The sequence below is a fragment of the Enterobacter sp. Lyrl_3 genome, from assembly GCF_051948675.1.
Classification (GTDB): domain Bacteria; phylum Pseudomonadota; class Gammaproteobacteria; order Enterobacterales; family Enterobacteriaceae; genus Enterobacter; species Enterobacter cloacae.
In genome coordinates this window covers 206,688-219,078 of record NZ_JAYJLI010000002.1, presented here as the reverse complement: position 1 = coordinate 219,078, position 12,391 = coordinate 206,688, and the positions used below count along the sequence as shown (strand labels likewise).

Sequence of the window (12,391 nt, the reverse complement as noted above, 5' to 3'; positions counted from 1 at the left end):
TTATCTGTAAGGTTATTACGGATTCACGAAGGTGTTCTTCACCCGCGTCGAACGCTTGAAATAGGGCACCAGAAGCGCCGCCGCCAGTAACGGGAAAAGCAGCTGACGAACGGCCAGCGCGTCCGAAACCGGTGAAAAAGCAAAGGCTTTCACCGCCAGCAGTACGGAAACGAGCAGCCAGATGATGTAGTGCTTAGGCACATTTTTGCGGCGTTTAAAGAACGCAATGGTTAGCCACAGCGTGTAGTACCACATGCCTATGGCGAAGACGAACGACACGAACCACAGCGTAATATTCAGCACACTTTGCGACATCAGGGTCTGGATTGCATGAGGGGTAACCAGCGCGGTGGTATAAAGCAGCAGCGCAAGTGATGCGCTTAATAAGGCAACCAGCAGCCATGCCAGTGGGGCGATTAACCAGCCTCCAATTCTTTCTCCAGGCGTTGCGGTCATGAACTCTCCCATAAATCTGCGCGAAATGTTGTACAGCCAGTTTGCAGGGCGGAGAGTATATAACATTTCGCGCGGATGGCTACTTTCTTATAAAACGTAACGCCATACGGACTTAGGCACTTCGCCGACGTTAAACAAACGGCCACCGGAGACCAGTTCCGCACGGCGATGATCCGCTGCACGATACATATTGATGATGTCCTGATTATCCGACAGCGTGTAGTTCAGGTGGTCAAACAGTTTTTCCAGGCTCTCAAGGGAATTGATCTTGCGAAATTTTAATAAATAGTCCTGAACTGTCATATTAATAAGTTTCCATATAAAAGTGAGTCATACCCGTTAAGGTAATTCGTTTGAATAATAAACGGATTAATAAAGACGTAAACTGCCCACTCAGGTAACGCGACTAAATTAGGAGTTTTCTTTGCGAAAGATTCAGGCATCTGATGATGCCTGGAAGAGAAGGTTAACCGTGTTCACCAGGAGTGGCAATAAGTAACTGACATATTATGTCACTCTTTATTACCGTAACCGGTTACTTAGGTTGGGCGACAGTGACAGGCTCCGGCGGTTGGTAGTTATCGATGTGGCTGGCAACGCCAAGCAAAATGACCGATACCCCAAGAACAATCCATCCCGCTAATTCAATGATTCGATTAATAATTGACGTCATAATTCGTGTTTGTAATTTATCCATAAATACCGGTTGCAAATGTTACAGCGCCAGGGGGGAGACAGCAAGTGCTTTGGGAACGGTTCCCTTAAGCACAATCAGCGGGTTAACCCCATATAACAAAAACAAGCGGAGCAGGATGCTATTTTAAGTCATATGGCACATGCTTAATCTGTCATGAGGCCAGGTTAGCCAGTGTGAAATAAGAACATCACAGGAGAGGGCAACACTATGAGTGATAGCATCCGTGTCGGGCTTATTGGTTACGGGTATGCGAGCAAAACATTCCATGCGCCGTTAATTGCCGGTACGCCGGGAATGGCGCTGGCGGCGATGTCGAGCAGCGATGCCACCAAGGTGCATGCCGACTGGCCCACCGTTCCGGTTGTCTCTGAGCCTAAGCACCTTTTCAATGATCCGAATATCGATTTAATTGTGATCCCCACGCCGAATGATACCCATTTCCCGCTGGCGAAAGCGGCGCTGGAAGCCGGTAAGCATGTCGTCGTCGATAAACCCTTTACCGTGACGTTGTCTCAGGCACGCGAGCTGGACGCGCTGGCGAAAAGCCTTGGCAGACTGCTGTCGGTGTTTCATAACCGCCGCTGGGACAGCGATTTTCTCACGGTAAAAGCGCTGCTCAGCGAGGGAACGCTCGGGGAGATAACCTTCTTTGAATCGCACTTTGACCGCTTTCGGCCGCAGGTGCGAAACCGCTGGCGTGAGCAAGCCGGGCCAGGCAGCGGCATCTGGTACGATTTAGCCCCACACCTGCTCGACCAGGCCGTGAATCTGTTTGGCCTGCCGGTGAGTATGACGGTCGATCTGGCCCAGCTCAGACCCGGCGCGCAAACGACCGATTATTTTCATGCCATCCTGAGCTACCCGCAACGGCGGATAGTGCTGCACGGAACGATGGTTGCGGCTGCGGAATCCGCGCGTTATATCATTCACGGCACGCGGGGGAGCTATGTGAAGTTTGGTCTGGATCCGCAGGAAGACCGGCTGAAAAACGGCGAGCGTTTGCCTCAGGAAGACTGGGGATATGATATGCGAGACGGGGTGGTGACCAAAGTGGAGGGGGAGACGCTGGTGGAAGAAACCTTGCTGACGAGCCCGGGGAACTACCCGGCATATTATGCGGCCGTGCGTGATGCGCTGAACGGCACGGGGGAAAACCCGGTACCAGCCAGCCAGGCGATTCAGATCATGGAGTTGATCGAGCTGGGCATTGAATCTGCCAAACATCGCGCCACGCTCTGTCTGGCATAAGTGTTGTTGGCCGGGTAGGGCGTAGCCGCCACCCGGCAAAGGGGTTACGCGTTTGTCACCTTATCCCGAAGCGCCTGCTTCTCTTCCGGCGTGAGGAAGGCCATCTCCAGCCCATTAATCTGCGCCTGGCGGATCTGTTCGCGGCTCAGGCCCGCCTGCGGTGCGGCGACAGTATACTCGTGGATAATGTCTACGCCCTGTACCGCCGGGTCATCGGTATTCAGCGAGGCCAGCACGCCGTGCTCAAGGAAGGTTTTCAGCGGGTGCTTATCCAGCGCGGGCACGGTGCTGGTCTGAATATTGGAGGTCAGGCAGGATTCAATCCCGATACGTTGCTCGGCCAGGAAGTCCATCAGGACGCGATCTTCCACCGCTTTTACACCGTGACCGATACGCTCGGCACCCAGTTCACGGATGGCCTGCCAGATGCTCTCCGGCCCCGCCGCTTCACCGGCGTGTACGGTAACATGCCAGCCGGCATCACGTGCGCGGTTGAAATGTGACAGGAACAGGCTGCCCGGGAAGCCCAGTTCATCCCCGGCCAGGTCGATGGCGGTGATCGCGTCACGATGCGCCAGCAGCGCTTCCAGTTCCTGCAGACAGGCCGCTTCGCCGAAGGTACGGCTCATGATGCCAATCAAACGGGCCTGCACATCGAAGGTTTTGCACCCTTCACGGACACCTTCAATAACGGCTTCAACCACGCCTGCAACGGGCAGGCTGTGGGTCATCGCCATATAGCCTGGCGAAAAGCGCAGTTCGACATAATGCAGGCCGTTACGGGCGGCATCTTCGATGTTCTCAAAAGCGACACGGCGACAGGCATCCAGTGAGGCCAGCATCTTTACGCCCCAGTCGAGTTTGCTCAAAAAACTGACCAGATCCGGTTCATTAGAGGTGACCTGAACGTGCGGGATCAGGGTTTCAAGCGATTGAGCAGGGAGCGTTAAATTGTACTGGCGGCCAAGATCGAGGATGGTTTGGGCACGAATGTTACCGTCAAGGTGACGATGAATATCTGTTAAAGGCAGGCGTGTATCAATCATGGTCGCACTCTTTTCTGGTTAAAGTGCGCCACATTATAAAAACAAAACGACGTAAAAAGCTATTTGCGCAAGGGAATATTCCGTTGCGCAAACAAACTACAGGAGCGTGTTGATACCCGCAATCAGCCGCTGCACCCCTTGTTCCAGCTTGCTGCGCGGGCAGCCGGCATTCAGGCGGATAAAACCGATGCCTTCGTTTCCGTAGGTATATCCCGGCATGATGGCGACTTTTTGCTGCTTAATCAGTACGTTTTGCAGGGCGCGATCGTCAATATTTAACGGGCGCAGGTCAATCCAGGCGAGATAGGTCGCCTCGGGTGGCGTCCAGTTTAGTACCGGAAAAGCGCTGTTCATTTCACGTGCGATAAATTTCAGGTTCTCTTCCAGATAGTTGCGCAGCGCGGCAAGCCACGGCTCACCCTGCTGATAGGCGGCAATATGCGCCGTCAGTGCCAGCACGGAGGGAGAGGAGAGGCCGTCACGACCTTTTAGCGCGCTCAGATACGCATTACGGCTCTCCTCATCGCCTATTAACCCATATGCGCCGGTCAGTGCCGGGATATTAAAGCTTTTGGAGCCTGAGGTCAGTAGTGCCCATTTACCGCGCGCGACCTTGTTCCATGGCGTGTGGCGATGTTCTCCCCATACCATGTCCATATGAATTTCATCGCTTATCACCGCCACGTCATAGCGTGCGCACAGTTCAGCCATCTGCGCCAGCTCCTCCTGCGTCCAGACCTTGCCGGTCGGGTTTTGCGGGCTGCACAGCAGCAATATTTTGTTTTCCGGTTTCGCCAGGGCGGCCTCAAGCGCGGCCATATTTCCCTGCCAGCCCGTCGCCTGTTTCTCCATCGTCACTGGCACTACGTGGCGCGCATTGCCTTCAATGGCTTTATAAAACGCGTCATAAGCCGGGGTATGCACCACCACACCATCTCCCGGCATCGACCACAGGCGAATCAGCTCAGAGACCATATAGATCACGGAAGGGCCATAAACAACGGTTTCAGTATCAATCCGGCTGTTAAAACGTTGCTGGAACCAGTGCGCCACCGCGGCCAGGAATTCTTCGTTTTTCCAGCGGCTGTAGCCAAACACGCGGTGATCAATACGTTGATGTAGCGCATCGATAATGCAGGGGGCGGTGGCGAAATCCATATCAGAGATCGTAAAGGGCAGCAGGTCGGCGGCACCAAAACGGTCGGCAACATAATCCCACTGTGTACACCAGGTGCCGTGGCGATCGACAACGGTCGAAAAATCAAACATGACGTATGTCCTTAAAGTAAAACCCCCTCAGCGTGAGGGGGTGAGGCATCAGGCTTCGACTGTGCGCATCAGGGTGGCCAGCTCATCTTTGACCGACTGCACCTGCGGGCCGATAACCACCTGCAAATTGTGCTGATTCAACTGTACCACGCCGATTGCCCGGTTGGCTTTCAGGGCATTGGTATCCACCTTCGACATATCCGCCACCGACAGACGCAGACGGGTAATGCAGTTATCCAGAGAGGTAATGTTATCCGCACCGCCCAGCGCCGCCAGAATTGCCGGCGTGTTATAACCCGATTTACCCACCGTACCGGCAACGGCCTGTTCCACGCTGGTGGCGGTTTCGGCATCGCGGCCTGGCGTTTTCAGGTTAAAGCGGGTGATGGCGAAGCGGAAGATACCGTAGTACACCACGAACCAGATCGCCGCCACGACCGGCACCAGATACCACTTGGTGGACAAACCATGCAGGATGCCGAACACCACGAAATCAATTACGTTGCCGTCGGTGTTACCGATGGTGACGCCCAACACCGCCATCACGGTAAAGCCCAGACCGGTCAGCACCGCGTGGATGAGATACAGCACCGGCGCGACAAACAGGAACAGGAATTCGATAGGCTCAGTCGTACCGCCTACAACGCAGGCGATTACCCCGGAAATCAACAGCCCTTTAATTTTGTGACGATTTTCCGGTCGGGCGCAGTGGTACATCGCCAGCGCCGCGCCTGGCAGACCGCCGAGGAAGGCCGGCATTTTACCCTGTGACAGGAAGCGGGTCGCACTCTCAGAGAAGCCATGAGTGGTTGGGCAGCTCAGCTGCGCCTGGAAGATGGTCAGCGCACCGCTTACATCATGACCGCACACTTCCATGGTGCCGCCTGCTTCGGTGAAGCGAATCAGCGCCACCAGAATATGTTGCAGGCCAAACGGCAGCAGCAGACGTTCGCCGGTACCGAAGATCATCGGGCCGAAATCGCCCGCGCCGTTAATGATACGGCCAATACCGTTGATACCGAGCGCAAAGACCGGCCAGATCAGCGGGATGACCAGACCAAACAGCCCCATGACCACGAGAGTAATAATTGGCACGAAGCGGGTGCCGCCGAAGAAAGCCAGGGCATCGGGGAGGCGGATATTGTGGAAGCGCTCATGCAGCATCCAGATAATGACCCCCGCGATCACCGCGCCGAGGATCCCGGTGTCGATGGACTGAATACCAATCACGCTCTGAATGTTGTTGGCTTTCAGCACCGCAGCATCGGTAGTGGGCAGGATGCCTTTGGCGGTCAGCCAGAAGTTCACCGCAAGGTTCATCACCGCGTAGCCCACAAAACCGGCGAACGCCGCCACGCCTTTATTCTCACGCGCCAGGCCCAGCGGAATGGCGATACAGAACATCACGGGCAGGAAACTGAAGGCAAAGGAGCCGACCTTACTCATCCAGATAAAGATCGCCTGCAGCACAGGGGTACTGAGGAACGGGATCAGCGTAATGACGTCCTTACTGCTGAGCGAGCTGCCGATCCCGAGCATGATCCCGCAGAACGAGAGAAGCGCCACGGGCAGCATAAAGGTTTTACCCAGTTGCTGGAAAAATTCCCACAGCGATATTTTTTGTGCTGTTTTCGCCGTCATAAAACGACTCCTTTATTGTTAAAATCAGTTTGTCTGCTTCAATGCTGCGAGAAGATAAAACGTTTTATCAAAGTTTAGTGCGCTCTGAATCACATTCTCAGCCTTTCACTGGTAGTATAAAGATAACGTATTGATAAAACGTTTTACCGATCTCATTATCAGGGAGTCACGCCAACACATGGCTGTAGCGAAAAAGATCACCATCAACGATGTCGCGCTGGCGGCGGGGGTTTCCGTCAGCACCGTTTCACTGGTCCTGAGTGGAAAAGGGCGTATCTCTCCCGCGACCGGTCAGCGGGTTAACGACGCCGTTGAACAACTGGGTTTTGTGCGTAACCGTCAGGCGTCGGCCCTGCGCGGGGGACAAAGCGGCGTGATTGGCCTGATCGTGCGTGACCTGACTTCACCCTTTTACGCCGAACTGACCGCCGGGTTAACCGAAGCGCTGGAGGCGCAGGGACGGATGGTGTTTCTGCTCCACGGCGGGCGCGAGCCGGACCAGCTTCTTTCCCGGCTCGACATGCTGCTCACCCAGGGCGTTGACGGTGTGATTGTTGCCGGAGCGTCGGGCGTGAGCAGTGAATTATGCGAGCGCGCGGCCGCAAAAGGGGTGCCGCTGGTCTTTGCGTCGCGCGCCAGTTATCTGGATGAAGCCGATACCCTGCGGCCAGACAACATGCAGGCGGCCCAAATGTTGACCGAGCATCTTATTCGTCGCGGACATCAGCGGATTGCCTGGCTCGGCGGAAAAAGCTCGTCGCTGACCCGCGCCGAACGGGTGGGCGGTTATTGCGCGACGCTGATTAAATACGGTTTACCGTTCCACAGCGAGTGGGTGGTAGAGTGTGAATCCAGTCAGAAAAAAGCCGCAGAAGCGATCGGTGCGCTGTTAAGCAGCAGTCCGACGATAAGCGCCGTGATTTGCTACAACGATGTGATTGCGATGGGGGCCTGGTTTGGTCTGATCCGCGCCGGGCGTCAGAGCGGTGAGGGGGGCGTTGAAACCTTCTTCGGCCATCAGGTGGCGTTAGGGGCATTTGCCGACGTTGGCGAAAATGCGCTGGACGATCTGCCCATCGTCTGGGCCACCACGCCCGCACGGGAGATGGGTTACACGCTGGCGGACAGGATCATGCAGCGCATCGAAAAAACAGACGTGCAGGCCGGGCACCAGATTGTGGCGGCGCGTTTGGTAACGGTGAAATAATCCAGAGCACGTTGCGGATCGTAGGCTGGGTAAGGCATCGCCGCCCCCCGGCAATAAAAAACCCCTCATGCGAGGGGTTTTGTCGTTTACTGCTGTGGCGCCGCAGGTTCGGCTGGCGCTGCTGGTTCAGCCGGTTCCGGCATGCCCAGGGCAGGCATACCAAACATGCCGACAAAGTCCTCCAGCGGCATTTTGTCACCGTTGAGCGTCACCTGGCCGTTGGCATATTGCAGGCTGGTGGAAATCGTGTTGTCGTCCACCTTGGTGATACGGAACATCTGGCCCATCGCCGCCAGGCCTTTCACCTGCTGGTTTGCCAGCTTGCCGGCATCGTCATCGCCGTACCCTTCAAGCTTCGCAATCTGAGTCATAAACTCGGTTGCCATATCCATTGGGATCGTCAGCTTACTGTCCAGAGACTTCACGCTGCGATCCACTTCCTGCGCCAGCGTTTGCGGTTCGCCCGTTGCGGTTGCCGGATCTTTCAGGAACAGAGACAGGTTAAAGCTGGTTTCGCCTTTGCTGTTTTTCCAGCTCAGCGGAGCGACGGTGATCACCGGTTCACCTTTGAGCAGGATAGGCAGGTTGTTGAACAGCACGGCCATCGCCTGCTGCTGATACACTTCCGGGTTCTGCTGCAGCGCGGCATCGGTCAGCAGCGCCTGGCTCTCTTTGCTGTATTTCTGGCTGAATTCATGCCACGCCTGACCGTCAATATTGCCGATCTTCAGCGAAAGCTTGCCGGTACCCAGATCCTGATTCTGCACTTTCAGGCTCTTCAGGGTGTAATCCAGCTGAGTATTGATGCTTTTACCGTCTTTGGAGACATCCGATTTACCATCAACGTCCATTCCTTCCAGCACGGCCATCTCTTTACCTTCAATCGCAATGGCAATCTTATCAATCGAGAGTTTCTGATCGCCGATACGCTCTTTGAAGTCGGTCATGCGGCTGTTGCCGTCTGCTTTCAAATTGTTGAAGGTAATCTGTACCTTCTGATCGTATTCGTTAACGGCGTTGACCAGACCGCTTTGCGCTTCCCCTGTGAGGGAGAGCACGTTCCCTTCGCGGTCAGCATCTACGGTGAAGTTGCCACCGCTGAAGGTAACTTTCTCGTTCTCTTTCTCGTAGTTCAGCGCCTTCAGCGCGATATTCGAGCGGGTGTCACCGGCATAGCTGATGCGGGTATCAACCGCGAAAGGTGATTCATTTTTTGCCAGTTCGAACAGCGGCTTAGTTAAGTCGTTATTCACCAGCACGGTGTGAACGGACGCCATTGATGGGATCAGGTTAAAGGACTTCAGCTGCGCCAGCGGGAACGGACCGTGACTTACCACCTCATCCAGCACCACCGTCTGGCCCGGCTTCAGCCAGCCATTTTCATTTCCGGCAACGGGCTTCACCACAAGCTGCATATGGCTGGTGAATACCCCGCGCTCATAATTCTGATAGCTCAGCTCTACACCCGCTTCCGGTGCGCCACGCTTAATTTGGCTGTTAGCCTGTGCCACCATCTCAGCCAGACGGCTCTCCAGCTGCTTCCCGGTAAACCAGGATGCTCCCGTCCAGACTACGCCTAACGCTACAATCACGCCTACCGCTACGACCGATTTTTTCATTGCGACTATCCCTAAAATGAAACCAGGCGGTAGAAACCGCCCGGAGATATAAAGCCTGCCACTAGCTTAGCAAGAGTTGTTAAAAAATTCAGTATTGTCTAAAGCTTATTAAATACGCGCGCCAGGCGACCGGTACCGCTCACGCTGACCGGGGACTCATTAGCAGCAACGAATGCTGACTCACCCGGCTTAAGCACCAGACGCTGTTCGCCTTTATGCAGTGTCGCTTCACCCTCAACGCAGAACAGGATCGCCGCGCTCTCCTGCGCGATGGTCGTTTCGGTCTGGCTGAGGTCGTGCAGGGAGAAAGCAAAATCGTCAACCGGAATAGGGAAGTCCAGCTCTGCGCCATTTTTGACGGGCTGAGTAAGCAGCTCGGCAGCAGGTTTTGCCACAAACTTCACGTTAGCCACCAGTTCAGGGATGTCGATATATTTCGGCGTCAGACCCGCGCGCAGCACGTTATCGGAGTTGGCCATTACCTCCAGCGCCACACCCTGCAGATAGGCATGCGGCGTTTCCGCGAACAGGAACATGGCTTCGCCCGGGTTTAGCTTCACCACGTTCAGCAGCAGCGGGGAGAACAGGCCGCTGTCGTCCGGGTAAAACGCAGAAATCAGACGGATGGTGTCCCATGGTTCGCCCTGCTGGCCGTCCAGCGCCGCTTTCAGCACCGCCAGGGCGTGGGATTTCTCGTCGCCCTGCATGTTGAGCAGGCTGGCGAACAGCTGGCTCAGGCTTTCCGCGTTCGGATTTGCCAGGAAATGTGCGATAGCGTTATGCGCTCCTGCGACCGGCTGCAGCAGAGAGATGATCTCGGAGAACTCGCGAAACGCGTTCATCGCCAGGAAAGGGGTCAGCGCAAAGACCAGCTCCGGCTTGTGGTTCGGATCTTTATAGTTACGCTCGGCGGCATCTAACGGGATACCGGCCGCATTCTCTTTTGCAAAGCCAATTTCAGAGGCTTTCTTGTTCGGGTGAACCTGGATGGAGAGAGGTTGATCGGCACACAGCACCTTAAACAGGAACGGCAGCTCGCCAAAACGACTGGCCACGCTGTTGCCCAGCAGCGTGGCTTTATCGGCGTCAATTACGTCGCGCAGCGCGCGCACCTGGCCGCTGGCATCTTCAACTTTTGAGCTGCTCTTCGGGTGGGCGCCCATCCACAGTTCTGCCATCGGCAGGTTGTCCGGGTTCGCGATACCGTAGAGTTCCGTTAACGCAGTTTTACTTCCCCAGGCGTAGTTTTGCACTGAGTTGATGAGTTTTTGCATTATCAAGCCCTGATTCAAATGTGGAATAAACTCCGGGTATTAAAGCAATAAACCACCTGGAAGTAACCTGCGGATGTAAAAAGTCGTACTAGTCTCAGTTTTTGTTAAAAATTTGTGTAGGATAAGCTGACTCGCTTTTAAGCCGGGCAGCGGAACATCTGCCCTGAATAATCAGACCGACGCAGTAAGTGAGAGAACAATGTCGAACAAACCCTTTCATTACCAGGATCCTTTCCCGCTCGGTAAGGATCAGACCGAATATTACCTGTTAACCCGCGATCACGTCTCTGTCTCTGAGTTTGAAGGGCAGGAGATCCTCAAAGTCGATCCGCAGGCGCTGACCTTACTGGCGCAGCACGCCTTCCACGACGCCTCGTTTATGCTCCGTCCTGCGCATCAGCAGCAGGTGGCTGATATTCTCAGCGACCCGGAGGCCAGCGAAAACGATAAGTATGTCGCGCTGCAGTTCCTGCGTAACTCCGATATCGCGGCAAAAGGCATTCTGCCGACCTGCCAGGACACCGGTACGGCCATCATCGTGGGTAAAAAAGGCCAGCGTGTCTGGACCGGAGGCGGCGATGAAGCCGCGCTGGCGCACGGTGTCTACAACACTTACACCGAAGACAACCTGCGCTACTCGCAAAACGCGGCGCTGGATATGTATAAAGAGGTCAACACCGGCACCAACCTGCCTGCGCAAATTGACCTCTATAGCGTGGACGGCGATGAGTACAAATTCCTTTGCATCGCGAAAGGCGGCGGTTCAGCCAACAAAACCTACCTCTACCAGGAAACGAAAGCGCTGCTCACACCGGGCAAGCTGAAGAACTACCTGGTGGAAAAAATGCGTACCCTGGGGACTGCAGCCTGCCCGCCATACCATATCGCCTTTGTCATTGGCGGCACGTCGGCGGAAGCGACGCTGAAAACCGTGAAGCTGGCATCGACTAAATACTACGACGGCCTGCCAACCGAAGGGAACGAACACGGCCAGGCGTTCCGCGATGTTCAGCTTGAGCAGGAGCTGCTGGAAGAAGCGCGTAATCTGGGGCTCGGCGCACAGTTCGGCGGTAAATACTTTGCTCACGACGTGCGTGTGATCCGTCTGCCGCGTCACGGCGCATCCTGCCCGGTAGGTATGGGCGTCTCATGCTCGGCGGATCGTAATATCAAAGCGAAGATCAACCGTGAAGGCGTGTGGATCGAAAAACTGGAGAACAACCCGGGTAAATACATTCCGGAAGCGCTGCGTAAAGCCGGTGAAGGTGAAGCGGTTCGCGTTGATCTGAACCGTCCGATGAAAGAGATTCTGGCGCAGCTGTCTCAGTACCCGGTCTCGACGCGTCTCTCCCTGAACGGCACGATCATCGTCGGCCGCGACATCGCCCATGCGAAGCTGAAAGAGCGCCTGGACAACGGCGAAGGGTTGCCGCAGTACATCAAAGATCATCCGATCTACTACGCGGGCCCGGCGAAAACGCCAGAGGGTTATGCCTCCGGCTCATTAGGCCCAACCACCGCAGGCCGCATGGACTCCTATGTTGACCAGCTCCAGGCCAACGGCGGCAGCATGATCATGCTGGCGAAAGGCAACCGCAGCCAGCAGGTGACGGACGCGTGCCACAAGCACGGTGGGTTCTACCTGGGCAGTATCGGTGGTCCGGCGGCCGTACTGGCGCAGGGCAGCATCAAGAGCCTGGAGTGCGTGGAATACCCGGAACTGGGTATGGAAGCGATCTGGAAAATTGAAGTGGAAGATTTCCCGGCGTTTATCCTGGTGGATGACAAAGGCAATGACTTCTTCAAGCAGATCCAGTCCTCTCAGTGTTCGGCATGTGTGAAGTAAGCTAAAAAGCCGGGTGGCGGCTACGCCACCCGACACCAAAAAGAGCGCACAAAGCGCCATAACGTTTCTCAGAAGTCATCAATACTTA

The 12,391-nt window shown here is 55.3% G+C and carries 11 protein-coding genes; 3 read left to right on the top strand and 8 right to left on the bottom strand.

Annotation, left to right across the window (positions count from 1 at the left end):
• Positions 1-15: 15 nt before the first annotated feature.
• The 3 genes from VF709_RS06220 to blr all read right to left on the bottom strand — a co-directional run bounded on the left by VF709_RS06220 (position 16) and on the right by blr (position 1,117).
• Complete coding sequence (locus VF709_RS06220) at positions 16-456, bottom strand: DUF2569 domain-containing protein (RefSeq protein ID WP_013096897.1); 441 nt, start codon at positions 454-456, stop codon at positions 16-18.
• Positions 457-543: 87 nt separating this feature from the next.
• Entirely contained in the window at positions 544-759 is a 216-nt protein-coding gene (ydgT, locus tag VF709_RS06215; protein WP_013096896.1) for a transcription modulator YdgT, read from the bottom strand.
• Positions 760-991: 232 nt separating this feature from the next.
• On the bottom strand, positions 992-1,117 hold the full coding sequence (gene blr / locus VF709_RS06210; RefSeq protein ID WP_168112406.1) for a division septum protein Blr: 126 nt from the start codon (positions 1,115-1,117) through the stop codon (positions 992-994).
• A gap of 243 nt (positions 1,118-1,360) precedes the next feature.
• On the opposite strand from blr, the gene VF709_RS06205 reads away from it, so the two are divergent.
• Complete coding sequence (locus VF709_RS06205) at positions 1,361-2,401, top strand: oxidoreductase (protein ID WP_029882780.1); 1,041 nt, start codon at positions 1,361-1,363, stop codon at positions 2,399-2,401.
• 44 nt (positions 2,402-2,445) lie between these two features.
• On the opposite strand, the gene add is transcribed toward VF709_RS06205, so the two are convergent.
• The 3 genes from add to malX all read right to left on the bottom strand — a co-directional run bounded on the left by add (position 2,446) and on the right by malX (position 6,357).
• Entirely contained in the window at positions 2,446-3,447 is a 1,002-nt protein-coding gene (gene add, locus VF709_RS06200) for an adenosine deaminase (protein ID WP_440231092.1), read from the bottom strand.
• Positions 3,448-3,543: 96 nt separating this feature from the next.
• Positions 3,544-4,716, bottom strand: a complete 1,173-nt coding sequence (locus VF709_RS06195) for a MalY/PatB family protein (RefSeq protein WP_149896442.1) — start codon at positions 4,714-4,716, stop codon at positions 3,544-3,546.
• 48 nt (positions 4,717-4,764) lie between these two features.
• Positions 4,765-6,357: a maltose/glucose-specific PTS transporter subunit IIBC gene (gene malX, locus VF709_RS06190; RefSeq protein ID WP_149896441.1), complete on the bottom strand. Its 1,593-nt coding sequence runs from the start codon at positions 6,355-6,357 to the stop codon at positions 4,765-4,767.
• A gap of 178 nt (positions 6,358-6,535) precedes the next feature.
• Between malX and VF709_RS06185 the strand changes: the two genes are divergently transcribed.
• The gene (locus tag VF709_RS06185) at positions 6,536-7,564 is read left to right on the top strand and encodes a Mal regulon transcriptional regulator MalI (protein ID WP_029882782.1); all 1,029 of its coding nucleotides are present in this window, start codon (positions 6,536-6,538) and stop codon (positions 7,562-7,564) included.
• An 86-nt stretch (positions 7,565-7,650) separates the two neighbouring features.
• On the opposite strand, the gene VF709_RS06180 is transcribed toward VF709_RS06185, so the two are convergent.
• Positions 7,651-9,183: a YdgA family protein gene (locus VF709_RS06180; RefSeq protein ID WP_014831653.1), complete on the bottom strand. Its 1,533-nt coding sequence runs from the start codon at positions 9,181-9,183 to the stop codon at positions 7,651-7,653.
• 98 nt (positions 9,184-9,281) lie between these two features.
• Positions 9,282-10,457 (bottom strand): mannose-6-phosphate isomerase, encoded by a 1,176-nt coding sequence (gene manA, locus VF709_RS06175; RefSeq protein ID WP_038419228.1) that lies wholly within the window; start codon positions 10,455-10,457, stop codon positions 9,282-9,284.
• A gap of 199 nt (positions 10,458-10,656) precedes the next feature.
• Here manA and fumA point away from each other — a divergent pair, with 199 nt between their 5' ends.
• Entirely contained in the window at positions 10,657-12,303 is a 1,647-nt protein-coding gene (gene fumA / locus VF709_RS06170) for a class I fumarate hydratase FumA (RefSeq protein ID WP_013096879.1), read from the top strand.
• Positions 12,304-12,391 lie beyond the last annotated feature (88 nt).

Coding starts and splice junctions, on each gene's coding strand:
- VF709_RS06220 (WP_013096897.1), bottom strand. CDS start 456: ATGACCGCAACGCCTGGAGAAAGAATTGGAGGCTGGTTAATCGCCCCA.
- ydgT (WP_013096896.1), bottom strand. CDS start 759: ATGACAGTTCAGGACTATTTATTAAAATTTCGCAAGATCAATTCCCTT.
- VF709_RS06205 (WP_029882780.1), top strand. CDS start 1,361: ATGAGTGATAGCATCCGTGTCGGGCTTATTGGTTACGGGTATGCGAGC.
- add (WP_440231092.1), bottom strand. CDS start 3,447: ATGATTGATACACGCCTGCCTTTAACAGATATTCATCGTCACCTTGAC.
- VF709_RS06195 (WP_149896442.1), bottom strand. CDS start 4,716: ATGTTTGATTTTTCGACCGTTGTCGATCGCCACGGCACCTGGTGTACA.
- malX (WP_149896441.1), bottom strand. CDS start 6,357: ATGACGGCGAAAACAGCACAAAAAATATCGCTGTGGGAATTTTTCCAG.
- VF709_RS06185 (WP_029882782.1), top strand. CDS start 6,536: ATGGCTGTAGCGAAAAAGATCACCATCAACGATGTCGCGCTGGCGGCG.
- VF709_RS06180 (WP_014831653.1), bottom strand. CDS start 9,183: ATGAAAAAATCGGTCGTAGCGGTAGGCGTGATTGTAGCGTTAGGCGTA.
- manA (WP_038419228.1), bottom strand. CDS start 10,457: ATGCAAAAACTCATCAACTCAGTGCAAAACTACGCCTGGGGAAGTAAA.
- fumA (WP_013096879.1), top strand. CDS start 10,657: ATGTCGAACAAACCCTTTCATTACCAGGATCCTTTCCCGCTCGGTAAG.